The sequence below is a fragment of the Sphingopyxis sp. BSNA05 genome (genome assembly GCF_013265645.1).
In the GTDB taxonomy this organism is placed as follows: Bacteria; Pseudomonadota; Alphaproteobacteria; order Sphingomonadales; family Sphingomonadaceae; genus Parasphingorhabdus.
The window spans coordinates 18,523-44,069 of sequence record NZ_PYIA01000145.1; the positions used below are offsets into that span (position 1 = coordinate 18,523).

19 protein-coding genes and 6 pseudogenes are annotated in these 25,547 nt (G+C 58.7%); 15 read left to right on the forward strand and 10 right to left on the reverse strand.

The genetic code is table 11. The features are described from left to right. Positions 1-20 precede the first annotated feature (20 nt). The 11 genes and pseudogenes from C8024_RS17030 (at position 21) to C8024_RS17070 (ending at position 12,014) form a co-directional block, all read left to right on the forward strand. A pseudogene (locus tag C8024_RS17030) lies at positions 21-1,552 on the forward strand (XrtA system polysaccharide chain length determinant). 10 nt (positions 1,553-1,562) lie between these two features. Continuing rightward, positions 1,563-2,480: an AAA family ATPase gene (locus tag C8024_RS17035; protein ID WP_173207356.1), complete on the forward strand. Its 918-nt coding sequence runs from the start codon at positions 1,563-1,565 to the stop codon at positions 2,478-2,480. 3 nt (positions 2,481-2,483) lie between these two features. Continuing rightward, a complete protein-coding gene (locus C8024_RS17040; protein WP_173207359.1) occupies positions 2,484-4,091 on the forward strand; it encodes a hypothetical protein in 1,608 nt (535 codons plus the stop codon). Positions 4,092-4,140: 49 nt separating this feature from the next. Beyond that, positions 4,141-5,286 carry an XrtA/PEP-CTERM system-associated ATPase gene (locus tag C8024_RS17045; protein WP_367947409.1) on the forward strand — a complete coding sequence of 382 codons (1,146 nt, stop codon included), beginning with the start codon at positions 4,141-4,143 and terminating at the stop codon, positions 5,284-5,286. Between the two features lie 150 nt (positions 5,287-5,436). Then, a pseudogene (locus C8024_RS17050) lies at positions 5,437-6,265 on the forward strand (XrtA system polysaccharide deacetylase). Between the two features lie 5 nt (positions 6,266-6,270). Then, positions 6,271-7,338 (forward strand): FemAB family XrtA/PEP-CTERM system-associated protein, encoded by a 1,068-nt coding sequence (locus C8024_RS17055; RefSeq protein WP_173207449.1) that lies wholly within the window; start codon positions 6,271-6,273, stop codon positions 7,336-7,338. After that, the gene (locus C8024_RS17060; protein WP_254306040.1) at positions 7,338-8,192 is read left to right on the forward strand and encodes a glycosyltransferase; all 855 of its coding nucleotides are present in this window, start codon (positions 7,338-7,340) and stop codon (positions 8,190-8,192) included. Before C8024_RS17055 ends, C8024_RS17060 begins: the two co-directional genes overlap by 1 nt. Then, complete coding sequence (locus C8024_RS22155; RefSeq protein ID WP_254306041.1) at positions 8,087-8,560, forward strand: glycosyltransferase; 474 nt, start codon at positions 8,087-8,089, stop codon at positions 8,558-8,560. Before C8024_RS17060 ends, C8024_RS22155 begins: the two co-directional genes overlap by 106 nt. A gap of 134 nt (positions 8,561-8,694) precedes the next feature. Further along, a pseudogene (gene xrtA, locus C8024_RS22160) lies at positions 8,695-9,353 on the forward strand (exosortase A); the annotation flags it as partial. A 78-nt stretch (positions 9,354-9,431) separates the two neighbouring features. Next, positions 9,432-10,109, forward strand: coding sequence for an exosortase C-terminal domain/associated protein EpsI (locus C8024_RS22165; protein WP_367947415.1), 678 nt, complete (start codon positions 9,432-9,434; stop codon positions 10,107-10,109). A 9-nt stretch (positions 10,110-10,118) separates the two neighbouring features. Next, a complete protein-coding gene (locus tag C8024_RS17070) occupies positions 10,119-12,014 on the forward strand; it encodes an XrtA/PEP-CTERM system amidotransferase (protein WP_173207362.1) in 1,896 nt (631 codons plus the stop codon). A gap of 72 nt (positions 12,015-12,086) precedes the next feature. Here the strand turns inward: C8024_RS17070 and truA are convergent. Both truA and fmt read right to left on the reverse strand, forming a co-directional pair. After that, positions 12,087-12,829 (reverse strand): annotated as a pseudogene (gene truA, locus C8024_RS17075) (tRNA pseudouridine(38-40) synthase TruA). After that, positions 12,826-13,752 (reverse strand): methionyl-tRNA formyltransferase, encoded by a 927-nt coding sequence (fmt, locus tag C8024_RS17080; protein ID WP_173207364.1) that lies wholly within the window; start codon positions 13,750-13,752, stop codon positions 12,826-12,828. Before fmt ends, truA begins: the two are co-directional and overlap by 4 nt. Before the next feature lie 121 nt (positions 13,753-13,873). On the opposite strand from fmt, the gene recR reads away from it, so the two are divergent. From recR to rmuC, 4 genes are all read left to right on the forward strand, one after another. After that, positions 13,874-14,476 carry a recombination mediator RecR gene (recR, locus tag C8024_RS17085; RefSeq protein ID WP_100094932.1) on the forward strand — a complete coding sequence of 201 codons (603 nt, stop codon included), beginning with the start codon at positions 13,874-13,876 and terminating at the stop codon, positions 14,474-14,476. 297 nt (positions 14,477-14,773) lie between these two features. After that, on the forward strand, positions 14,774-17,503 hold the full coding sequence (locus C8024_RS17090; RefSeq protein WP_173207367.1) for a TonB-dependent receptor: 2,730 nt from the start codon (positions 14,774-14,776) through the stop codon (positions 17,501-17,503). A 215-nt stretch (positions 17,504-17,718) separates the two neighbouring features. Next, positions 17,719-18,285 (forward strand): peptide deformylase, encoded by a 567-nt coding sequence (gene def, locus C8024_RS17095; protein ID WP_173207369.1) that lies wholly within the window; start codon positions 17,719-17,721, stop codon positions 18,283-18,285. 211 nt (positions 18,286-18,496) lie between these two features. Further along, positions 18,497-19,876 (forward strand): DNA recombination protein RmuC, encoded by a 1,380-nt coding sequence (gene rmuC / locus C8024_RS17100; protein ID WP_173207371.1) that lies wholly within the window; start codon positions 18,497-18,499, stop codon positions 19,874-19,876. A gap of 3 nt (positions 19,877-19,879) precedes the next feature. Here rmuC and C8024_RS17105 read toward each other — a convergent pair whose 3' ends face one another. The 8 genes and pseudogenes from C8024_RS17105 to C8024_RS17140 all read right to left on the reverse strand — a co-directional run bounded on the left by C8024_RS17105 (position 19,880) and on the right by C8024_RS17140 (position 25,475). Then, on the reverse strand, positions 19,880-20,272 hold the full coding sequence (locus C8024_RS17105) for a COG3650 family protein (protein ID WP_173207373.1): 393 nt from the start codon (positions 20,270-20,272) through the stop codon (positions 19,880-19,882). Positions 20,273-20,338: 66 nt separating this feature from the next. Further along, complete coding sequence (locus C8024_RS17110; RefSeq protein ID WP_173207375.1) at positions 20,339-21,142, reverse strand: RNA methyltransferase; 804 nt, start codon at positions 21,140-21,142, stop codon at positions 20,339-20,341. 4 nt (positions 21,143-21,146) lie between these two features. Further along, positions 21,147-21,425, reverse strand: coding sequence for an HPr family phosphocarrier protein (locus tag C8024_RS17115; RefSeq protein ID WP_100094926.1), 279 nt, complete (start codon positions 21,423-21,425; stop codon positions 21,147-21,149). Beyond that, positions 21,422-21,826, reverse strand: coding sequence for a PTS sugar transporter subunit IIA (locus C8024_RS17120; protein ID WP_173207376.1), 405 nt, complete (start codon positions 21,824-21,826; stop codon positions 21,422-21,424). The genes C8024_RS17115 and C8024_RS17120 overlap by 4 nt, the downstream gene beginning before the upstream one ends. Positions 21,827-21,830: 4 nt before the next feature. After that, positions 21,831-22,765 (reverse strand): annotated as a pseudogene (gene rapZ / locus C8024_RS17125) (RNase adapter RapZ). After that, on the reverse strand, positions 22,762-23,217 hold the full coding sequence (locus tag C8024_RS17130) for an HPr kinase/phosphorylase (protein ID WP_173207378.1): 456 nt from the start codon (positions 23,215-23,217) through the stop codon (positions 22,762-22,764). The pseudogene rapZ and the gene C8024_RS17130 overlap by 4 nt, the downstream one beginning before the upstream one ends. Then, positions 23,214-24,799: pseudogene (locus C8024_RS17135) on the reverse strand (ATP-binding protein). The gene C8024_RS17130 and the pseudogene C8024_RS17135 overlap by 4 nt, the downstream one beginning before the upstream one ends. After that, on the reverse strand, positions 24,771-25,475 hold the full coding sequence (locus C8024_RS17140; protein WP_173207381.1) for a response regulator transcription factor: 705 nt from the start codon (positions 25,473-25,475) through the stop codon (positions 24,771-24,773). Before C8024_RS17140 ends, C8024_RS17135 begins: the two are co-directional and overlap by 29 nt. Between the last annotated feature and the right edge of the window lie 72 nt (positions 25,476-25,547).

Here is a 25,547-nt window from a genome sequence, read left to right on the forward strand (position 1 = left end):
CACAGGAATTGAATAGACACATGAACGGCCTTTATGATGAATTTAGAATAGCGGTGCACAGCGTCTGGAACAGACGCTGGCTTGCACTGGCTGTGGCCTGGGGGCTTTGCCTGCTGGGCTGGCTTGTCGTCGCGCTGATCCCCAACAGCTATGAGTCGCAGGCACGCATTTCTGTAGAGATGCAGTCGATCCTGTCCGACAAGGTCGGGGTGGACGCGCGCGAGCGCAAGAAGAACATGGAGCGGGTCCAGGAAACCCTCGCTTCCACGATCAATCTCGAAAAAGTCGTTCGCGGAACCGCGCTGAACCAGTCAGTGGCGACGGATCGTGAACTGGCCAACAAGGTCGAGACATTGCGCAAGAGCATCGAGATCAAGTCGGAAAAAGACAATCTGTTCGAGATTACGGCAAGATCCTCGGCCAGCAATTTTTCCGACGCGGAAAATGCCGTGCTGGCGCGTGATATTGTCCAGAAAATGATCGACATTTTTGTTGAGGAAAATCTGTCGGGCGACCGGTCTGAAACGAGCCAGACAATCAAATTTCTCGACGCTCAACTCGCGCAGCGGGAAAAAGAGCTTCAGGAAGTCGAGCAGAAGCGAGTCCAGTTCGAGACGGAGAATCTCGGACTATTGCCCGGTATCGGTTCGATCAGCCAGCGGATGGAAGCGGCCAGGGCGGAACTTGCGCAAATTGACTCCCAGATAAGCCAGGCATCCGGATCTCTGGCGGCGCTCAATGGCCAGCTTGCCGGCACGCCGTCGTCGATCGCGACGCCCGGAATTGGCAGCGGCGGTGCCCGTGGCCAACTCGCCCAGATGGAAGCCAATCTCGCTGGCGCTCGCGCTCGTGGCTGGACCGACAGCCATCCCGACATCATCTCCATGAAAAATGAAATCGCAGCGCTGCGCGGACAGGTTGCCAAAGAACCAGCTGGCGGTGGTGGCTATCGCACGCCCAATCCGGCCTATAGTTCGCTGCAGAGCATGCGCGCAGAACGCCAAGCCAGCCTCGCGGCATTACAGGCGCGGAAAAATGCACTGCAGTCGGACATGGCGCAACTTGCGTCGAAACAGACACTCGAACCTGGCGTCGCTGCAGAAATGTCGCGGATCAACCGGGACCACGAGGTGCTGAAAGAGCAATATAACAAACTGCTTGCAGACCGGGAGCAGATCAAATTGCGCGGGCAGGTCGAATCCGAAACCGATTCGCTCAAGTTCCGCGTTATTGATCCGCCGTCCAGCCCACGTTCGCCCGCTGCTCCAAACCGGCCTCTGTTGCTGGCTATGGTTCTGATTGCCGGGATCGGTGGCGGGATCGGCACTGCCTTTGCGATGGGCCATGTGCAAACCAGCTATCCGACCGCAGCACGGCTGGAAAAGGCAAGCGGCCTGCCGGTCATCGGTTCGGTCTCCCAAATTCTGACCAGCGCCCAGCGCGAGATCCAGAAGAAGAAGCTTCGTATATTTTCGGCACGAGCGGCGCTCTTTTCGGCGTGTTCGGGATGCTGATGATCGTAGAATTTATCCAGCGCGGCATGGTGGCCTGAGGGAGCAGATATGAACGAATATAATCCTCCCAAAAAGACCGGTTCGTTGCTCGAAAGGGCAGGGGAAATCTACGACTATATTCCCGCAGTCCGGACGGGCGAACAACGGGAGCTCCCGTCGAAATCCGCGCAGCCCGAGACGCTTTCCCGGCAGGTCACACCTGTTCGTCAGAGGCCGGTAGAGGCCTATGAAGGACCAACCGTCATTGTCGACCGGGACAAGTTGCGAGACGCCGGATTCATCGTTCCGGACGGCCCGGTAACCGGCATTTCCGAAGAGTTCCGGATCATAAAGCGCCAATTGCTGCTCGCCGCGAAAGGCAGCCAGAAAATGGCCCCTTTGCCGCGGGGCGAGCGGATATTGATCTGCTCGGCGCACCCGAATGAAGGCAAGACATTCTGTGCACTGAACCTGGCGCTCTCGATCGCGGCGGAAAAAGACAATGAAGTCCTGTTGGTTGATGCGGATTTTGCAAAACCGAGCATATTGTCCAGCCTTGGTCTGGAGGGAAGCAAGGGCTTGATGGATGCGCTTGCCGACCCGCAATTGCCTGTGGAAGACTGCATCATTCATACGGATATTCCCGGGCTGGCAATCCTGCCGGCCGGTGACCAGACCAATGCCGATACCGAATATCTGGCGTCCTCGCGGACCGAACAGGTGCTCAACCGCCTGACCCAGAACAATCCCAACCGCATTGTGATTTTCGACTCGCCACCGGCCCTGTCGGCATCACCGGCCTCGGTTCTGGCCATGCATGTCGGTCAGGTACTGATGGTGGTCAAAGCCGATGAAACAACCGAAACCGCCCTGCGCGATGCGCTGAGTTTACTGGGCGGCTGTGATCATATCCAGCTTCTCCTGAACGGCACGAAATTCTCGCCGACGGGCAGGCGCTTTGGATCCTATTATGGATATGGAGAGTAAGCCATGACCGCGCATATGACCAGAAATGTCCTGAAATACGGGGCGGCAATTTTGCCGCTACTGGGACTGGCCGCACCCGCCGTCGAGGCACGCGAGCGCCAGGCTGACGTGGCACCCTATCTGGAAATCCAGCAAATATTGGTGGCAGATCTAAAGGACGGCAGCGATGTTCTGACCTATACGTCGGTCGCCGCCGGTGTCGATACGTCGCTTCAGACGCGCAATGCCGAAGCCCAGTTGAACGTCCGCTATGAGCGGAGGTTCTTCTATCAGGACAATCTGGGTGACGAGGATATCATCACCGGTCTGGCCCGCGGCAGCGTGCAGATTGTTCCCAATCTTCTGGCCCTGGAAGCCGGTGGAATCGCGGCCCGCAGCCGGGTCGATCTGCGCGGTGAGGCACCATCCAATACGGTCGGCAATATCGACAATGTGACGCAGGTCTATTCCGTTTATGCCGGTCCGAGTCTCGCAACCCGGGTGGGCGCCCTGGATGTGAATGCCGGTTACCGCATCGGCTATACCAAGGTAGAGAATGAATCTGCTGGAATCCTGCCACCGGGACAGGCTCCCATCGACGTATTCGATGATAGCGTCAGCCATTCGGCGAGCGCCAGCGTCGGCATGCAACCCGGTGATTTGCCTTTCGGCTGGACCGTCGGTGCAGGCTGGCAACGCGAAGATGGCAGCCAGCTGGATCAGCGGTTCGACGGAAAGCAGGTCCGTGCCGACGTAACCGTGCCGGTTTCGTCGACCATGGCTCTGGTTGGCGGCGTTGGCTATGAGGATATCGAGATTTCGGAACGGGATGCGTTGCGCGACACCGACGGTGTTCCGATCATCGGCGACGACGGCCGCTTTGTCACCGACAAAAGCTCGCCCCGATTGCTGTCCTACGATCAGGACGGTATATACTGGGATGCCGGTGTGCTCTGGCGGCCAAGTCGCCGTACCTCGCTCGAGGCGCGGGTCGGTCAACGCTATGGTAGCGAAACCTATTATGGCAACTTCGCCTATCAGCCGAACCAGAACACAGCGCTGAATATTTCCGTCTACGACACGGTGTCGGGCTTCGGGAATTTGCTCAACGACAATCTCGCCAATCTGGGCACCGGCTTTTCCACCACTCGCAATCCCCTTAGCGGGGAATTGAACGGCTGTGCCTTCGGTCAGACGAGCAGCCTGTGTTTCAACGATGTCCTGCAATCAGCCGCATCTTCCTCGTTCCGCGCGCGGGGCGTCAACGGGCAGCTTACCTATAGTCATGGCGGATGGAATACCGGCTTGGGCGTGGGCTATGCGCGTCGGCGCTTCTTTGCCTCGCAACTCGGTTCGGTTTCCGCGGTCGATGGACTCGTCGACCAGAATTATTACGCCAACCTGACCATCGGCCGCGAACTCGATGCCTATTCCAGCTTCGATGCCAATGTTTACGCCAATCTTCTGGACAGCGGCTTTGCCAATGCACCCAATGTTCTGGGGTCGGCGCCAACGCAGCTTATTATCGCCAGATATTGCCCCGATTGCAGGGCACGGCGGCGGTTGGTCTGGACAGTTTCCAGCAAGATGGTTTCGACAGCGAGCTTACCGCTTCCGCTCTGCTGGGACTGAGATATGATTTTTAACGGCTTCTTCACCGCCGTTGACCGGAGATACGCGCATGTATGATACATTTTATGGATTGAATGGCCGGCCCTTTCAGCTGACCCCGGATCCGCATTTCTATTTCGAAAGCCTGACGCACCGCAAGGCATTGTCCTATCTTGGCTATGGCCTGGCACAGGGTGAAGGCTTCATCGTCATCACGGGAGACGTCGGCGCGGGCAAGACCACGTTGGTCAGCCATCTGATGGCGACAATCGACAAGGCGCGTCTGACCGCCGCCAATATCGTGACCACGAAGCTGGACAGCGAAGATATTGTGCGCGTTGCTGCCAACCATTTCGATATCAACACAGACCATATGGACAAGGCGCAGTTGCTCAGCGCCTTTGAAGAGTTTCTGCACGCCGAAGCGCGGGCGGGGCGGCGCTGTCTGCTGATCGTGGACGAATCGCAAAATCTTCCGGCGGGCGCGCTGGAGGAATTGCGGATGCTGTCCAATTTCCAGCTTGGCGGGCAAGCGTTGCTGCAGATATTTCTGCTCGGCCAGCCGGAATTTCGCGATATGTTGCAGAACTCCAACCAGCTGGAGCAATTGCGGCAGCGGGTCATCGCGCACCACCATCTTGAACCGATGGATGCAGAAGAGATCGAACCTTATGTCACGCATCGCTTGTCCAAAAGCGGTTGGTCGGGACGCCCGAAAATCACATCCAGCGTATTTCGGCTGCTTTACTCCGAAACCGATGGCGTGCCCCGCAAGATCAACGCCTTGATGAGCCGGATATTGCTGATGGGGGCGATCGAGCATGCCGAGATGATCGACCAGCCGATGGTCGAACGGGTGATTGCCGATCTGAATGGCGAAGATGTGGAAATTGCCGCTCCGCCGACAGCAACTGCCGAGCCCAAGAACCCTTTGTGGGAAAAGCCCAAGAAGGCCCAGACTGCGAGTACAGATGCACCTGTCAGCGCGCCGGCCCCGTTCCCGCGCCCGAACCGGCGTCCGCGACGGAGCATGAAGTGGTCAACCTTCGTCCTCCGCAAGCGCCGCCGGAATCGGCCGCACAGGCTGCCGGAACGCGGATTGCATCCCAAGCGAAGCCCGCCGAACCGGCTGTGGCTCCGGCAGCCTCCGACAAGGCGATGGCACAGCAGATCGATATCATGGCAAAGCGTCTGTCGCGGATGGAAACGCGCATGAACGACCAAGAAGAAAATCTGCACCGCGTCTTGACGTTGCTTGTGCAATGGGTCGAGAGCGATGTCCGGAGCAAGGAAAGCTATGTCAATGCGGGACGCGCGGCCTGAACCTTTCGCCAGGGCGAGAAAAGCGGATGCTTTGCTCAACGCCATGTCGGTCGATATCGAGGACTGGTTTCAGGTGGGAGCCTTCGAAACGGTCATCGATCGTGCCGATTGGGATCAGCTCGAGCATCGGGTAGAACATAACACCAATGAGGTGCTGGCCCTGTTCGAAGAAGCAGGCATCAAGGCGACCTTTTTTATATTGGGGTGGGTCGCGGAGCGCTATCCGGCCCTCATGCGGCGGATAGCCGACGCCGGTCATGAAATCGCCAATCACGGCTATGACCATGCCCGCGTGTTCACCCTGTCGCCCGAACAGTTCCGGACCGATCTGGACCGCAGCCGCAAGATAATCGAGGATACGTCCGGCCAGCAGGTCATCGGCTATCGGGCTCCCAGTTTTTCCATCGATCAGCGGACCCCGTGGGCGCACAAGATATTGGCCGAAGAAGGCTATGCCTATTCCTCCAGTGTCGCGCCGATCCGTCATGATCATTATGGCTGGGCAGGGTCGCCGCGCTTTGCCTGGAAGCCCGTCGAGCAGTCCGATTTCATCGAATTGCCGGTGACCACGGTCAAGCTCGGTAACCGTACGTTCGCCGCTGGCGGAGGCGGCTTTTTCCGGCTTTTGCCTTATGCCTTATATGAGCGCTCGATCAGGAAGATGCAGCGCGATGACGGACATGGCGCGATTTTTACTTTCACCCGTGGGAGATCGACCTGATCAGCCGCGGGTTGCCAATGCGCCGCTTCGATCCCGGCTACGCCATTATACCAATTTGGCAGCGATGCGTGCCAAGCTGCAGCGGGCCGGGCAAGATTTCCGCTGGGGCAGAGTGGACGAACTGGCGGCGCTGGAAGCGGGGCTGATGTGATGCATATGGCAATCAAGCCGGAGTCCTTGACGGTCCGTATTCTCGCGCAAGCCGATGCCGGTGAACTGGCCCGGATTGAATCGTTCGTGGATGCTTCGCCGCTAGGCACATCCTTTCATCGCCCGGCATGGGTATTGTCGGTCGGCAAGGGCTGCGGTCACGAGTGGCGATACCTTCTGGCTGAAGATCACAAAGGACAATTGCAAGGAATTCTGCCGCTGAACCTGATCCATTCGCCCCTGTTTGGCAGGGCACTGGTTTCTTCCGGTTTTGCCGTGGGCGGCGGTATTCTCTCCGACAATGATCAGGCAATCCAGTTGCTCGCCAACGAAGCGTGGCGCTTTGCCGAGAGCAACAGCTTTCCCACCGTCGAATTGCGCGGCGGGCCGGTGCCCGATGGACAATGGCAGTGCAAGCAGGATGTCTACGCCGGTTTTGTCACCGAACTGGCGGACGATGCGGAAAGCCAATTGCTCGCCATTCCGCGCAAACAGCGCGCTGAAGTCCGCAAGGGTCTGAAAAACGGTTTGACGGTGCGCATCGGGACGACGCAGGAAGACCGGGCGGATCATTATGCCGTCTATGCCGAAAGCGTCCGTAATCTGGGAACACCGGTATTCCCGAAAGCGCTGTTCGACGAAGTCCTCGACGCTTTCGGCGAGGATGCCGATATCCTGACCGTGCTCAGCGATGATGTGCCGGTCGCCAGCGTTCTCAGTCTCTATCATCACCAGACGGTAATGCCTTACTGGGGCGGCGGCACATGGGACGCGCGACGCTTTCGCGCCAATGACATCATGTATTATGAACTGATGAACCATGCCCGCAAGCGGGGATGTACTTCGTTTGATTTCGGCCGATCCAAATATGGAACGGGTGCTTTTTCCTTCAAGAAGAACTGGGGATTCGAACCGCAACCGCTTTCCTATGCAACGCGCACAGCCGATGGTGAGGATGCGCGCGATGTCAATCCGATGAGCCCGAAATACCGGATGCAGGTGGCGCTGTGGCAACGCCTGCCGTTGCCCATCGCCAACCGTGTCGGACCCTTGATAGCCAAAGGCCTCGGCTGATGGGTGAGATATTGTTCCTGACGCATCGCGTCCCCTGGCCACCGAACCGGGGCGACAAGATCCGCTCGCACCATTTCCTGCAAAGGCTGATGGACTGCGCCCCCGTGCATGTGGCCTGTTTTGCCGAAGACGAAGCCGAGGCGCAGACCGGCTGGGCGCGCAAGGCGGAGCTTGCTTCCTGCGAGATTGTCCTGCGGACGAAAGCGAGATGGGCCGGCGGGATCGAAGCCATATTTTCCGGACAGCCGGTGTCGCTGACCTGTTTCGCCAGCGCCGCAATCCGCGCCTATGTTGCGGACGTCATTGCCACACGCCCGATAGACTGCATCTTCATATTTTCCGGCCAGATGGCACAATATATTCCGGTAGTGTTTGACGGTTGCGTGGTGATGGATTTCGGTGATGTCGATAGCGCCAAATTCGAAAGCTATGCCAAGGAAGGCACGGGGCCGATGGCCTGGATCAATCGCCGGGAGGGCCGGTTGTTGCGGACCTTCGAAAAAGATGTTGCCGAACGGGCCGATCACAGCCTGTTTGTCAGCGAAGCGGAGGCGGGTTTGTTTCGTCAGCGCTCGGGCCTGGCCGGGGACCGGGTGAAGGCCGTGGGCAACGGGATCGACCTGGAATTTTACGGCGCAACGGACGTGCAGCCAGAGGGGCTGGAACAAAGCGGACCGATGATCCTGTTCACCGGCCAGATGGATTATCAACCAATGTTCAGGCGGTGCACAGCTTCAGCACGCAGGTCATGCCGACAATCCTCGCACGTTTTCCGGACGCGCGCTTTGCCATCGCCGGCCGGGCGCCGACCGAGAAGGTCAGGCAGCTTGACGGCAGGAATGGCACGCTTGTGATCGGCGCGGTCGAGGACATCCGCAACTGGATCGTGGCTGCCGATGTTGTCGTCGCGCCGCTGCGGATTGCTCGCGGTATCCAGAACAAGGTGCTCGAGGCGATGGCGATGGGCAGACCGGTGGTCGTGTCCGATTGCGCGGCAGAGGGCATTGACGCGATCGACGGCGAGCATTTCCTGATCGCTGCGTCTGCGGACGACGAGGCGCGACTGGTGTGCCAGTTGCTGCAAAACCCTGAGCAGGCAGCGAAGCTTGGCGAGCGGGCGAAACGGCTTATTCATGCGCAATATTCGTGGGAGACGCAGCTTGCAGATCTGCCCGCCTTGTGCGGTCTGCCCGTATCTGCGGTTGCCGAGGCTGCAGCATGACGAGCGCAACTGCCGATCATATCCAGAGCAACAAACAGCCTGCTATTCCTGCATCGCTTTGGTCGACGCACCTGAAATTACTGGCGCTTGCCAGCTTGGCAATATTGGCCTTTTTCTGGCGTGACGGCGCGGACATGGTCCGGACATGGTGGTCTGTCTCCACCTATAATCATTGTCTGCTGATCGTGCCGATCCTCTACTGGCTGGTGCAGCAACGTCGAGAAGAACTGGCCAAGCTCGTGCCGGAAATCTGGCCGCCAGGACTTTTGCTGACCGGAATTGCCGCTTCGGGATGGCTGATCGGAGAGGCTGCCGGCGTTTCCCTTGCCCGCCATCTCGGGCTGCTGATGATGCTGCACGGCGCGGTAATCACCTTGCTCGGACCCGCTGTCGCCCGCGGCCTCACATTCCCGCTGGCTTTCAGTTTTTTCTGGTCCCGTTCGGCGAGGAATTTGTACCTTTTCTGCAAATGGTGACCGCCAAATTGTCGATGCTGTTTCTCGCCTGGGCCGATATCCCGGCCTTCATTGACGGGATTTTCATATCGACGCCGACCGGCTATTTCGAGGTGGCCGAGGCCTGTTCGGGCATCAAGTTCCTGATCGCGATGTTCGCTTATGGCGCGCTGGTCGGTAATGTCTGCTTCCAGAGTTGGAACCGGCGGATATTGTTCATGATCGCCGCGGTCATCGTGCCGATCCTCGCCAATGGTGTCCGTGCTTTCGGCACCATCTATATCGCGCATCATACATCGCTCGATTTCGCGGTCGGCTTTGATCATATTTTCTACGGCTGGTTCTTTTTCGCCTTTGTCCTGATCGTGCTGATGGCGATCGGCTGGCCCTTTTTCGACCGGAAGATCGACGATGCGATGATTGATGGAGACGCTTTGGCTCGTCGGCAGTCCATCCGGTCGGGCCGGCAGCATCCGGTGAAGATCATGGCCGTGATGGCGGCTATCCTTTTGACGCCGGTACTGTGGATATCGGTACTCGCGGCTCAGGAGTCGACCGTCCCCGACAGGATTGCCCTGCCGGACGTCGCCGGTTGGGAGCGGGTGGATTATCAGCCACTTTACCCCTGGCAACCCCGTTTTGCCGGTGCCAGCCATCAGCTGCTCGGGCGCTACCGGAACCCTGTGACGGGCATGGAGGCCGATCTCGCTATCGCCGTTTACGACCGTCAGGAAGAAGGACGCGAGATCGTCGGTTACGGGCAGGGCGCACTGGTTCCGGAAACCGAATGGTCCCGCAACCGCGCGCTCGAAGCACCGGCCGGCGGGTCTGCGGTCGAACTGATCGCGCCCGGACCGGTGGTGCGCGATGTCGTCAGTTTCTATCGCATCGGCGGCAAGCTCACCGGCAGCGGCTCGGTGGTGAAGCTCGAAACGCTGAAGAGCAGGCTGCTTGGCGGTCCGCAACAGGCCGTGGCAATTCTGGTGTCGTCGGAGACGAGGCGCGAAGAATCGCCCCGGATTGCGATCGACGCCTTTCTCTCTGATCTCGGCCCGGTCGACAAATTGGCTGACGCGATGGCGGGCCTGCGCTAGGGCGCACCTATGTGTGGCATAGCAGGTATATTTCATTTGGAGACGGCCAAGCCCGTCGATCCCGATCGTCTGCGCAAGATGACCGACAGCCTGTCGCACCGCGGGCCGGACGGATCGGGCATCTGGACCGCCCCGGGTGTCGGGCTTGGGCATCGCCGACTTTCGATCATCGATCTGGAAGGCGGCGCGCAGCCGATGCTGACGGCCGACGAAGCGCAGGTACTCAGTTTCAACGGCGAGATATACAACTTCCGCGAGGTTCGGGCCGAGCTGGAGGGGCTGGGCCACCAGTTTGCGACCAGTAGCGACAGCGAAGTCATTCTCTATGCCTGGCGGCAATGGGGCGTGGAGTGCCTGAAGCGGCTGAACGGCATGTTTGTCTTCGCGCTCTACGACCAGCGCAGCCGCCAATTGTTTCTGGCCCGCGACCGGCTGGGCGTGAAGCCGCTGTTCTACGCGCGGGTTTCTGACGGCAGCATATTGTTCGGTTCGGAACTGAAAGCTTTGCTCGCCAACCCCTTGCTGCGGCGGGAACCCAATTTGCGGGCGGTCGATGACTATCTCGCTTTTGGCTATGTCCCGGACCAGACATCGCTGCTCAGGGGCGTGAAGAAGCTGGCGGCCGGCCATTATCTGCTGCTCGAGCAGGGCAAGCCGGAACCCGCACCGGTGCAATATTGGGATATGGATTTCAGCCAGCGCCACAAGGCTTCTGCTGGTGCTTTGGAAGAGGAGTTGGTCGACCTGCTCAAACAGGCCGTAGGCTCGCGGATGGTCGCGGATGTGCCGCTGGGCGCCTTTCTGTCCGGTGGGGTCGACAGCAGCGCGGTGGTCGCGCTGATGGCGGAGCACAGCCGGCGGCCGGTCAAGACCTGTTCGATCGGTTTCGACCAGCATTCGCTCGACGAGACCGGCTATGCCCGGCAAGTCGCGGAACGGTTTCGGACCGATCATCGCAAACGCATTGTGGCGGCGGATGATTTCGGCCTGATCGATACGCTCGCCGACCATTTTGACGAACCCTTTGCCGATGCCTCTGCCTTGCCGACGTACCGGGTGGCCGAGCTCGCCCGCGAGACCGTGACCGTCGCGCTGTCCGGAGATGGTGCTGACGAGGCAATGGCAGGCTATCGCCGCCATGTGTTTCACCATGCCGAAGAACGGGTGAGGGGGCTGTTGCCTCAATCCTTCCGTGGGCCGGCCTTCGGCTGGCTGGGCTCTGTCTATCCCAAGGCCGACTGGGCACCACGTCCGTTTCGCGCCAAGTCGACTTTGCTCTCGCTGGCCCGGACCGGGCCGGAAGGCTATGCCGAGGCGGTTGGCGTGACCACGCCATCGGGACGCCGGCACATCTATTCCGACCGCATGCGCAGCGATCTTGGCGACTATCAGGCCGAGCAGCGGATGATCGACCTGATGGACAATGCGCCGGCGCGCAATGGCCTCGATCAGGCGCAATATGCCGATATGAAAATGTGGCTGCCGGGCGACATATTGACCAAGGTCGACCGGACCAGCATGGCCGTCGGTCTGGAAGCGCGCGAACCCCTGCTTGACTACAAGCTGATGGAGTTCGCGGCAAAACTGCCGACCGGTTTGCGGGTGCACAGGGGGCAGGGCAAATATCTCCTCAAAAAGGCGATGGAACAATATCTCCCCGATGACATTCTCTACCGTCCGAAAATGGGTTTCGTGACGCCGATCGCACAATGGTTCCGCGGACCGCTTGCCGACACCGCCCGGGACATCGCCAGCGGCGGCAATCTGGCGCGGACCGGGTGGTTTGATAGCAAGGCCATGCGCAAGGTCGCGGATGACCATATCGCCGGACGTTCCGATAACAGCCGATTGCTGTGGCAGCTGCTGATGCTCGACAAGTCGCTGTCGCGGTTGTTTGGACTCTAGTTCCCCGGCGAAGGCCGGGGTCCAGCCGATAGTGCACCAATTTTCTGGCCACCGGCCTTCGCCGGTGAACAGCTATTCCGGATAGATGGCTTCGACAAAATAGAGACCGTCCGGCGGGGCGTTGAAGCCGAGCGCATTGCGGTCTCTCGCTTTCAGCGCGTTTTTCAGGTCCACTTTCGTCCATTTGCCGGTGCCGACCAGTTTCAGGCACCCGACGATCGAGCGAACCTGGTGATGCAGGAAGGAGCGGGCGGCGACCTCGACTTCAATTTCCTCGCCGAAGCGGCTGACCGATATGCTGTCGAGCGTCTTGACCGGGCTTTGCGCCTGGCAATGGACCGAGCGGAATGTGGTGAAGTCGTGCTGGCCGGTCAGCGCCTGCGCCGCATTGTGCATTGCTTCAGCGTCGAGGCTGGGTGCAATCTGCCAGCTCAGGCCGCGATCAAAGGTCAGGGCGCGCGGCGGTTGGTGATCTTGTAGAGATAGCGCCGACCCTCGCAGGCAAAGCGCGCGTGCCATTCCTCGTCGACAATGTCGCAGGCCAGCACCGCAACGGGGTTGGGGCGCAATTCGGCGTTGATGCCCTCGCTCAACCGGAAGGGAGTCAATTTCGTCTCGAGATCAAAATGCGCGCGCATCGCTATGGCGTGGACGCCGGCGTCGGTTCTGCCGGCTGCAAAAACACGCACGTCCTGACCGGTGATCTTGTGGATCGCCTGTTCGACCGCCTGCTGGACGCTCGGGCCGTGATCCTGATGCTGCCAGCCCATGAACGGGCGGCCATCATATTCCAGAGTGATCGCGAAGCGGGTCATTGCAATTTGGTCCCCTTCGGGATTTTCGTACCGTTGAGAAAGGCCTTGAGGTCCATCGCCGGTTTGCCCGCTTTCTGGATGACTTCCGGCTGGATCGCTCCGCTGCCGCAGCCGATCAGCAGATGGTCGTCCAGAGTCGTGCCCGCGACGCCTGCAGCGTCGCTGACTTTTGCCTTCAATATCCGGTAGCGGGCTTCCTGATATTCGAAAAAAGCGCCCGGGTGGGGATTGAACGCCCTGATCTGGCGCTCGACCTGATCGGCGGACCGGGCGAAATCCAGACGCGCTTCCTGCTTTTCGATTTTCTTCGCATAGGTTGCCAATGCGTCGTCCTGCACTTCGGCGGGGTAGTCGGATGGAGCCGCCAGATATTGCACCATCAGCGTTGCACCCGTCTCGGCGAGTTCTTCGGTCAGCTCGCCAGCGGTCTTCCCGTCCACCGGCGTGGTCGATTTCAGGAGCATCGGTCCGGTGTCCAGCCCGGCTTCCATCTGCATGATGGTGATTCCGGTTTCGGTGTCACCCGCCAATATCGACCGCTGCACCGGTGCCGCGCCGCGCCAGCGGGGAAGCAAGGAGCCGTGGATATTTAGACAACCCATTTTCGGCGCGTCCAGTATCGCCTGCGGCAGGATCAGGCCATAAGCGGCGACAACCGCGACATCCAGGTCAAGCGCGGCAAAGGCGGCCTGTTCTTCTTCGCTTTTCAGCGACACCGGGGTGCGGACTTCGATTCCCAGTTCCTCCGCCATGCGCTGCACTGGTGAGGGGGACAGCTTCTTGCCCCGTCCGGCCCGCCGGGGTGGCTGCGAGTAGACGGCGGCAATTTCGTGACCCGCTTCGTGCAACGCTTGCAGCGCCGGTACAGCAAAATCTGGGGTCCCCATGAAGGCGATGCGAAGGGATGTGTTGCCGGGCGTCATAGACTGTCTTTCAAATAAGTGATCCGCTTCCGGCTTGACCGCGACGAGATCTGCTCGCGGCGTTGCTGGACAAGCATTTTCTGCTTGGCAGGGTTGTGCGGCTGCTCCTAATGACTAAGCCATGGCATCGCAAGAGATCGAAAATCTGGTTCAGGCCCTCGCCAAGCTCCCCGGCCTGGGGCCACGTTCGGCGCGCCGGGCTGTGCTCTATCTGCTCAAGCGTCCGGAAACGGCGATGAAGCCGATATTGGCGGCGATGGAACGCGTAGACGAGCGGCTCGTGACTTGCGGGATTTGCGGCAATGTCGATACGCAGGATCCCTGCCAGATATGCAGCGACCCCCGCCGCGACGAAAAATCCCTGTGCGTGGTAGAAGAAGTTTCGGATCTCTGGGCGCTGGACAAATCGCGGCTGTTTCCTGGCAAATTCCATGTGCTGGGCGGCAAATTGTCGGCGCTCGACGGCGTCCGCCCGGAAGATATCGGTATCGACACGCTGATCCGCCGGGTTGAGGCGGGCGGTATTGACGAAGTGGTGCTGGCGATGAACGCGACGCTGGAAGGGCAGACAACCGCCCATTATATCGCCGAGCGGCTGGAAAATTACCCGATTAGGCTGAGCCAGCTATCGCACGGCATTCCCGTTGGCGGCGAGCTGGATTATCTGGACGAGGGCACGTTGGCGCAGGCATTGCGGTCGCGCAGGCCGGTCAACCAGGACTGATTGTGGCCTGATACAAGGCCGCTAACCGGTGCGCTGCTGACCCAGACGGTCATATTTCCGCGCGGCGCTAACATGCTGCAGAATTATCTTTTTTGCCGGTGCTGGTTTCGAGCAGGGGGTCGATCAATCTGTGCAAGCGTTGCCCGGCAGTTCCTTTCTAACACGTGGGACGCTAAAACGACAATAAAGCAACAGTTGTTGAAAATTTGACGCAACGCTCTCCGATTTGGCTATGAAATGCCAACCATCAAGCTATCATAAGCAATAGTATAAAAAAATAATTTCAGGAGAGATGTCATGAAGCTAGCGTTGAATCTATCTGTATGTGCGTTCGCATTTGCGGCAATTGCAACCGCCCCGGTTTACGCACAGACGCAACCCGAGACTGACGACCAGGCTGGCGGAAGTAATGTAGGCAATTACGATGACAATGTGATCGTGGTCACCGCACAGGGTCGGGCACAGGTTTTATCCGATGTGCCGATCGCCGTTTCAGCTATCGGGGCAGAGCAATTGCAGCAAAGCGGCGCCACCGACATTCGCGAACTCAATCAGCTTGCACCGTCGTTGCTGGTATCATCGACCGGCAACGAGGCCAACGGATCGGCCCGTATACGCGGTATCGGTACAGTGGGCGACAATCCCGGGCTTGAAAGTTCCGTCGCCGTGTTCATCGATGGCGTGTACCGTTCGCGGAGCGGTAATGCGCTCAGTGAGCTGGGACCGATCGAACGGGTCGAGGTTCTGCGAGGACCACAAGGGACATTGGGTGGACGAAATTCGTCGGCCGGGATGATCAACATCACAACCGCTGCACCAGAATTTACGCTATCCGGCTACGCCGCAGCGACTTATGGCAATTTTGACCAGATTCGTCTGGAAGGGGGGCTCACCGGTCCGCTGAGCGAGACAATCGCTGCGCGTATTGACGGAGTCTATCTCAAGCGGGACGGCTTTTATACCGACGTTGTTAACGGAACCGATGTCAACAACAAGGACCGCTATCTCGTGCGTGGCCAGCTTTTGTTTGAGCCGAGCGATACTTTGAGTGTCCGTGTAGTAGGTGACTATTCGAAGAAAGATGAATCCTGTTGTGCAGCAACTTTTGTCCAGCCTGAATTTGCACAGCAGGCGCGGGTGAGCCCGGGACTAGATCCCTTCGCTCTTCCACAACCCGGTGCACCGGCGCTGACCGACCCGGCCAACCCGATCATTCCGGTGCTGCTTGCCTTGGGTCAAAACAGCAACGCTCTGACCCAAAGCACATTCAATCGGGACATTTATGTGACGCCAGGTCGCTCCTACGCCGGCGAGACCGAGGATTTCGGTGCTTCAGTCGAAATAAACGCAGAATTGGGCAACCTGAACCTCACGTCGATCACAGGATATCGGGAATATTCCAATTTCCAGGCTTCTGATACCGATTACACGCAAGTAGACATTCTCTATCGCGAACCGAATGAAAATGCCGGAGCCCGAGAGTTCAAGACCTTTACACAGGAATTGCGGTTGCAGGGTTCCATGTTCGATGACAAGCTCGATTGGCTCATCGGTGGTTTCTACGCGAACGAGAAGCTTGAAACGCGGGATAATCTTCGCTTCGGCACGCAATATGGAGCGTTTGCACCATGCCGCGTCGTCAACGCCGTTAATCCTGCATTGGCGTCACCGACCAGTACGGGTTGTCTGAGTGCTGGTGGCAGGGCAGCCCTGCTCGCTGCAAATGGAGGTGCCGGCGCCTTTGGTGCTGCCACGCCGCTGATTTTCGCTGGTCTGGATAATCTGGCGCAGATTAACGACAAGGGAACTGTGCTCGATGTTTATAATCAGAAGAGCGAGAATTTTGCGTTCTTCACGCATAATATCTTCCATGTCACCGACAATCTCGATCTGACCCTTGGGCTGCGCTATACGAACGAGACTAAAGATTTTAACGCTGCCTTTTCCAATGACAATACGATGTGCCCGATTCAGCGGGCTTTGTTCACGCCGTTGCTCAGCAGTGGAGTGGCCCCACTTGCCGCGGGCCTGATCGGACTATCCTGTCAGGGCAATTCGACCGCTGAACTTGACGGGGTAAGTCTCGCCGACAGCCGCAGCGAAAGCGAATTTACGGGGACTGCGATCCTGTCCTATAAACCGACCGACGATCTGCTGATTTATGGCAGTTACTCGCGCGGCTACAAAGCTGGTGGTTTCAATCTGGACCGGTCAGCGTTAACCAACTCGACGCTGGGTAATCCGGCATTGACCGGGGACACTGCCAATCTTCAGTTTGATCAGGAAACGGTCGATGCTTTCGAAATTGGTGCGAAATATTCCAGTCGGGAATTTTCGTTGAGCGTTGCCGCTTTCCGTCAGCAGTTTGACAATTTCCAGCTCAATACATTCAATGGCTCGGTGTTCCTTGTCCAGAATATCAACGCCTGCAGCACGGATCTCAATGGAGCCGACACCGATGCAGACGGCACGACGGGTAGCTGCGACGCGGATGATGTCAAATATGGCGTTGTCGCGCAGGGCGTCGAACTGGAAGCATCGATCAATCCGGTTCGGCACGTCAATGTGACCATGGGCCTGACCTATACGGATACCAGTTACGAGAATGATCTGGTTGGCCGTGACGACGGTAGCGCGCTTGATCCGGCTTTGCGCCTGCTTCCCGGTGACAACCTCTCCAATGCTCCGGAACTCACCGCTACGGCATCTCTGTCCTACACCCCGCCGATCGGCAATAGCGGACTGACTGGCCTCTTCTACGTCAACGTCAGAACGACCAGTGATTATAATACAGGATCGGATTTGCTTTATGGCAAAGAGCAGGACGGCTTCACGCTGGTGAATGCCCGTATCGGTATCCGTGGACCAGATGATAAATGGGCCATCGAAGGTTGGGCGCAGAATCTGTTCAACGTCGACTATTCACAGGTAGCGTTCAACACCCCGTTCGTTGCATCGCAACAAACCTATTCGGCATTCCTTGCGGAGCCTAGAACTTACGGCATTACCTTGCGCGGTCAGTTCTAAGTCACGCATCAAAGGCTGTAAAAAAAGGCGTGCGGTTCGAATATATGAACCGCACGCCTCTTTTTTGACGTACCGTTGCCGTCGATCTTGCCCCCGGTCACATCAGGGGGATGCCCCGGGGACGTACGACTGACAGGGGGGCTTATACTTTGGCGGTCCGCTGAAGATCGCGCACGCTGCTTGACGAATCCGCGCAGAATCCCTAAATTTGCACCATGGCTATATTACCGATCCTCGAGGTGCCTGATCCGCGCCTGAAAACTGTGTCTGAACCTGTGACCGTGTTTGACGACGAACTCAAAACGCTGGTCAAGGACATGTTCGACACCATGTATGACGCACCGGGCATCGGTCTGGCCGCGATCCAGGTCGGCGTGCCCAAGCGGGTGCTGGTGATTGATCTGCAGGAACCGGCGCCGCACGAGCATGACCATGGCGAGCATTGCGACCATGACCATGGCGTGATCAACGATCCGCGCGTGTTCATCAATCCGGAAATTCTCGATCCGTCAGAGGATCTCAATGTCTATCAGGAGGGCTGCCTTTCGGTGCCCGACCAATATGCCGATGTCGAACGGCCTGCGACCATCACCGCGCGCTGGCAGGATGTCGAGGGCAAGCAATATGAAGAGCAGATCGAGGGCATGCTCGCGACCTGTCTGCAACACGAGATGGACCATCTCGAGGGCATATTGTTCATCGACCATCTCTCGCGGTTGAAACGGCAGATGGTGCTGAAGAAGCTCGCCAAGCTGCGCAAGGAACATGGCATCGCGGCCTGATGGCCGGTTTATTCCATAGCCTGTAAGAGCCCGTTCGCACTGAGCCTGTCGAAGTGCACCTCTCGGCTTGAACGGTCCTTCGACAGGCTCAGGACGAACGGCATTTATTAATTGCACCGCTCTGAATTGTCTTTCCCGGATTGACGAGTATTGCCTATTCTTCAAAACGATCCTAAGTTCCCTTTTCGTTCTTATCGGAAAGGGAGTCAATTTGGATCCTGTCATCGTCATTTTCGCCATCGTCCTCGCTCTTCTGGGCGGTCTGGCGCTGGGCTGGTTTATTGGCAGCAAGCCGGCCAAGGATGCCGCGCAGGCAACGAAGGAGGCGATACAGTCGGCCAAGGACGCGGCGCAGGCCACCGATGCCTTGCGGATCACGCTCGACGGCGTCCGCGACGAGCGCGATGCGGCGAGAACCGAACTGGCTGCCTTGCAAGCCGATGCGCGCAATCATGAAAAGCAGATGCAGCAGCTCATCGAGGCGAAAGAGGCACTGTCGGCGCAATTTTCCGAAATCGGTTCGAAAATGCTGGAGACTGCCCAGCGGCAGTTTCTGGAACGGGCCGACCAGCGCTTTGACCAGGCCAGTGAAAAGGGTGGCGAAAAGATCGCCAAATTGCTGCAGCCGGTGCACGAGCGTCTGGCGACCTACGAAGCCTCGATCACCAAGATCGAGAAAGAGCGGACCGAATCCTATGCCGGCATTACGGCAACCATCGAGCAGGTCCGGCTGGGGCAGGACAGGGTGCAGCAGGAAGCCGCCCGCCTCGTCAACAGTCTCCGCAACGCGCCGAAATCGCGCGGCCGCTGGGGCGAGCAGCAGCTCAAGAATGTGCTCGAGACCTGCGGATTGTCGGAGCATACAGACTTCGTTACCGAGCAGAGCATCGACACCGACGAGGGGCGCCTGCGCCCCGATGCGGTGATCAATGTGCCCGGCGGGCGCAAGCTGGTGATTGATGCCAAGGTGTCGCTCAACGACTATCAGGACGCGTTCGAAGCGGATGATGAGGCTGCGCGCAGCTTTGCCATGGCGCGTCACTGTAACAGCATGAAAGCGCATATCGATGGACTGTCGAAGAAAGCCTATTGGGACCAGTTCGAGGACGCGCCGGACTATGTGATCATGTTCGTGCCTGGCGAGCATTTTCTGGCCGCCGCCCTCGAACATGAACCCACATTATGGGACCATGCCTTCGACAAGAAGGTCCTGCTGGCGACGCCGACCAATCTGGTTGCCATCGCGCGGACCGTGGCCGGTGTCTGGCGTCAGGAAAAAATGGCCGCCGAGGCCAAGCAGATCGGCCAGTTGGGCAAGGAAATGTATGACCGGCTTGCGGTTGCCGGAGAGCATCTGAAACGCATGGGCTCGGGCCTTGGCAGCGCGGTCGGCAATTATAACAAATTTGTTGGCAGCTTCGAGCGCAACGTCATGGCGACCGGACGCAAATTTGCAGAGCTGCAAATCGAGACCGGCAAGAAGGATCTCGAGCCGGTGCCGGAAATCGAGGCGCTGCCCCGCTATAGTGACTCGGTCGCCGAAAAACTGATCGAGGACGATCGGGAAATCAGCGACCGGGCTGCAGAATAGCTTTTAGGCCGGACCGGGGAGGCTTTCGGTGAAGCTTCCGCCGCAGCCGTTGAGCACACCGCTGTCGCTCGCCTCGACCTTGACCGTATCGGCATAGGTGCGATCGCTCATGCCGTCATTACATTCCACGCCGCTGGTGATGTAGAGATTGATATTGTCGGTGTCGGAAAAGCCTCTCAGCTCCCAGCCGCTGTCGGTTTTCTTGGTCCGGTCGATCGGCAGCGTGAAATCCTTGCCGTTCTGGGACGTGAACGCGATAGTCTCGTCCTTGATGTCGACAGTCCAGCCCGGTTCGGTGCCGATGGCGCTATAGTCGCCCAGTTTTTCCTCGACCACCGGAGCTTCTTCGGCCGGTGCGTCGCAGGCCGCAAGCGCCAGCATTGCCAGCGATGGCAAAATCAGTGTTTTTTCATATTTTTCCCCTCCGCCAGCAAGCTAACATAGAGATGGCGGGACGCCAAATTATCTTTGGCGGGTCTGGTTCAGCACCTCATAGGCCATGACCGAGGCAGCGACGGCGGCGTTGAGACTGTCGGCCTTGCCCATCATCGGCATTTTGACCAAAGTATCGCAGGCGGCTTCATAGTCTTCCGGCAGGCCCTGCGCCTCGTTGCCGATCAGCAGGAAGGTGGGCGAGCGATATTCCACCGACTGGTAATCCTTGTCGGTGTTGAGACTGGTGCCGACCAGTTCGCCGGGGCCTTCGCGCAGCCAGGCCAGAAAATCCGGCCAGCGGGCCTGCACAATCTGCTGGGTAAAGACAGCACCCATGCTCGCGCGCACCGCCTCGACCGAAAAGGGATCGACGCAATCATCGATCAGGATCAGACCGCCGGCGCCCACCGCATCGCCGGTGCGCAATATCGTGCCAAGATTGCCGGGGTCGCGCAGTGCCTGGGCGACCAGCCAGATATTGGAAGTGGATCGATCCAGTTCGGACAGCGGGACCGGATGATCGGGATAGATGCCGATAATCGATTGCGGGTTGGACTTGCCGGAAAGCTTGGCGATGATCGTCTCGCTGGTCTCGATGACATCGCCGCCCGCGGCCACTGTCGCCGCTTCGATCTTTTGCGCCAGTGGATGCAGTTCCGTGTCCTCGACGACCACCAATATTTTCGGTGTTCTTCCGCTTTCCAGCGCCTCTGTCAGGATCCGGAGACCTTCGGCGAGGAACAATCCCTCGCGCTTGCGATGCTTTTTCTCGCGCAGGCTTCTCAGCCTCTTGATCGTCGGATTGGAAAAACCGCTAATCTGGTGACGCATGGTGTCAGTCTTCACCAAAGCCGTCGAAAATCAGCCCGGTCAGTTTTTCCAGCGCGCTTTCCGCCTGATCACCGGACACGATGATTTCGACGCTGTCGCCCTTGGCCGCGCCCAGCATCATCAGGCCCATGATGGACGTGCCGGTCACTTCCGTTCCGTCCTTCGCCACCTTCACGTCAATGCCCTCGGGCAATTTGCTGACATAGGTTACGAACTTGGCGCTGGCTCTTGCGTGCAATCCGCGGCTGTTTGTGATCTCAACGGTTTTCCGGAACTCGCTCACGCATCGCTCCCCAGAATCTCCGAGGCGACGCTGATATATTTTCTGCCCGCTTCCTTGGCAGCGGCAATGGCCGAGCCGATATCCATGCACTTGCGCGCGCCGTCGAGGCGGATGAGCATCGGCAGGTTGACCCCCGCGATGACCTCGACCTTGCCTTTTTCCATCAGCGAAATGGCCAGGTTGGAAGGTGTCCCGCCGAACAGGTCGGTCAGGATGATGACTCCCTCGCCGGAATCCACCTTGGCTATGCAATCGGCAATTTCCTTGCGGCGTTCTTCCATATCGTCACGCGCACCGATGCCGATAGCGGCAATCGCCTTTTGCGCGCCGACCACATGTTCCATGGCAATGACAAACTCGGTTGCGAGATGCCCGTGTGTGACGAGGACCAATCCAATCACCTGATTAAATTCCCCTGTTTCCGTTTGATTTCTGCATTGATTCGAGCGCTTCTATTGGCCTTGATGCCAAATTGCGATGCAGGACATTGGGCGAAAAGCCGCCGGCACGCAAGTCTTTGCTCAGACGCTCGGCAACATGTACCGATCTGTGCCGCCCGCCGGTACAGCCGATGCCGATGTTGACATAGGCCTTGCCGGCTTCCTGATAACGCGGCAGCAGGAATTTGAGCAGGTCGAGTATCTTGTCGATTGCCTCGGGATAGGCCGGGTCCTGCGCAATATATTCGCCGACATCCGCGTCCAGCCCTGTTTTCAGCTTGAGTTCCGGATCCCAGAAGGGATTGGCCAGAAAACGGACGTCGAACAACAGATCGATATTGTTGGGGATGCCGCGGGAAAAGCCGAAGCTGGTGAGGGTGATGGTGGTGACTGCATCCTTGTCGAGCGTGAACTGCTGCCGGATTTCCCGTTGCAGATCGTTGGCGGTCAGGTCGGTGGTGTCGATCACATGATCCGCCCAGCGGCGGAACGGCGCGAGCATGGTCCGCTCGAGCGCTATCCCCTGTTTCGCCGGACGGTCCAGCGCCAGCGGGTGACGGCGTCTTGTTTCGCTATAGCGCCGCTCCAGCTCGCCACCCGCACAGTCGAGATATAATGTGCTGATCTGGTAATCCTGTTTTTCTGCAGACGCTTGACGCTCTTCACCAGTTTGTCCGGTTCAAATCCCCTGGTCCGGCTGTCGAATCCGATCGCCAGTGGCGGATCGCTGTCGCCGCGGGAACTGGATGGCGGGGTTTTCAGCAGGCGCTCGACCAGACGGAACGGAAAATTGTCGATCGTTTCCCAGCCGATATCTTCCAGCGTCTTCAAGGCGGTCGTTTTGCCTGCGCCGGAGAGACCGGTGACCAGCAGAACCGGTTTGGCAAGTTTTTCGCTCATGATATTATTGCGCCCTGCATTATGCGTTGCATGGCCAGTTCGGCCTTTATCGCTGCGCTCGTCTCCATAGCATCCAATGTACAGGATGGGATTTCCATGCCCAGTAAAATCATGAGCTGCCGGTCCATCGGATAGCGGTCGACTTGGTCTTTCAGGTCGATCACCAGTTTCAGTTCGACCCCGGAAACATGCTCACATTGCAATATGCCAAGCGAACGCACTTCCAGCTTGCCAGCCAGACTGGCTGGCGGACTGAGCAACAATGCCTGGTCGGCGCGCCTTATGGCAACCTGGTCGTCGCTGACCAGGACGGCGCCCCGGTCGATCAGACGCAAAGCCAGATCGGATTTGCCCGAACCGGAGTTTCCGCGAATCAGCAGGCCTACACCGGCTATCGCCACGGCGGTCGCGTGCAGGATCGTCGCCTCTCCGCTGTCGTCGCTATCGCTCATGCCGCAGACTTCGGCAGGCGAATTTCGAAACAGGCACCGGATTGGCCGCCGGGCCGGTCGAGAATCCGGATCGTGCCCTGATGACCCTCGATGATCGTCTTGGCGATTGCCAGTCCGAGTCCGCTATGTTTGCCAAAGGCTTCGCTGTCGGGCCGGTCGGAATGGAAGCGCTGGAAAACCTGTTCGCGCTGTTCGGGATCCACGCCGGGACCTTGGTCGGCGACATGGATGACAATCTCCTCGCCATCGGGCGTTGCCAAAATTTCCACCAGCCCGCCATCGGGCGAGAAAGACACCGCATTGTCGAGCAGGTTGCTGAACACGCGTTCGAGGCGGCCGCCGTCGCCCATCACCCTGGCGACATCCTTGGCGGGACGGGCAAAGGCGATGTGCACGCCGAGATTGGACGCCCGCTGTTCCCGAGCGGCGAGCAACTGTTCGAGCATCTTGCCGATATCGATCGGTTCGAACTTGGCTCGCGCCAGTTCGGCATCGACCCGCGAAGCGTCGGAAATATCGTTGATCAGCCGGTCGATTCGCTGGACATCATCATTGGCCACGTCGAGAAGCTGCTTTTGCAGGGCCGGATCCTCGACCCGTTCCAGCCCTTCCAGCGCTGATCGCAACGAGGCGAGGGGGTTCTTGATCTCGTGGCTGACATCGGCGGCGAAGGCCTCCGTCGCGTTGATGCGATACCGCAGCGCGCTGCTCATGTCCGACAGAGCGCGGCTCAACTGGCCGATTTCATCGCGCCGGTCCGGCATGCGCGGAATGGCGATTTCATCGGATCGTCCCATCCGCACGCGCAGGGCTGCATGGGCGAGCTTTCTGATCGGTTGCACAATCGTCCGGGCGAGAAAGAGCGAAAGCAATATCGAAACGGTGGCGGCCACCAGTATCACCAGCAACACGCTCGACCGCTCGGCTCTGACGATCCGGGTTATGTCGCGGGCATTGGCCGTCAGCAGGATGGTGCCGGTACCGTCGGGCAGGGATTTTCCCGCTGCGATAACCGGCGTGCGGTCGGGCGCCAGGCGGACGGAGCTGACGGCTTCCGTCTCCCCCTTTGACGCAACAAGTTCGAGCCAGGCGCGGCGAGGTCCTCGTCCGGCTCCGTGAATTTCGGGATTGGCGCGCTGAACACCAGGCTTTCGATCGTGCGGTCCAGCAGGCGGGCCAGATCCTTGCGGAACGGCTCCTTTTCCGGATCGACAAATTCATAGCTGGGCTTTGCCAGCGCGAAGCTGTCGATGACCTTCGCGCCATCCGGCCCGTAGAGCCGCAAGCGGGCGCGCAAATGGCTGGAGAATTGGCGGATGAGCGCATTCTTATATTCCGCGTCAACGGCCGACAGGGCATCGGCGACAATCGTCAGCTGCATTCTGGCCTGCACCAGTCGCTCCTCGGTCAGCCGGTCGCGATAATTGTTGAGATAGAACAGCCCGCCAGCGAGCAGGGCGATCGCCAGAACATTGACCGCCAGAATACGGGTCGTGAGCGACAGCCTGGCAGACCAGCGCAGCGACAGCGCGCGATCACACTCTTGTCCGTCTTTATTCGGTGTAGCGATAACCGGCTCCATATAGAGTATCTATTGCATCAAATTCGGCATCGACTTCGCGAAACTTCCGGCGCAATCGCTTGATGTGGCTGTCGATCGTCCGGTCGTCGACATAGACATCGTCCTGATAGGCGGCGTCCATCAGCTGGTTGCGGCTTTTGACCACACCGGGCCGGTGGGCCAGCGTCTCGAGTATCATGAATTCCGTGACCGTCAGGGTCACATTTTGGTCCTTCCAGCGGACCAGATGGCGCGCCGGGTCCATTTCGAGATTTCCGCGCACGAGCGGCTCGGCGGCTTCGTCATCCTGGCCCTCGTCAACCGATTTCAGAAATTCCGTCCGCCGCAATATCGACCGGACGCGAGCGATCAGCAACCTCTGGGAGAACGGCTTCTTGATATAGTCATCCGCTCCCATGGCCAGGCCCAATGCCTCATCCAGCTCCTCATCCTTCGAGGTGAGGAAAATGACCGGCACATTGGACTTTTCCCGAACCCGCCTGAGCAGTTCCAGACCGTCCATTTTCGGCATTTTTATATCGAATACCGCGAGATCCGGCGGATTTTCCAGAATGGCGTGCAGTGCCGCCTCGCTGTCGGAATATACACGGGTGATAAAACCTTCCGCCTGCAAGGCGATCGACACGGACGTCAATATATTGCGGTCGTCGTCGACAAGAGCAATATTGGCTGCCATTATTTCGCGTTCCTTTGCCACTTGCGCTGGAAGTGACCTAGTAGATGGGATAATATGTTACAAGATAGCTTG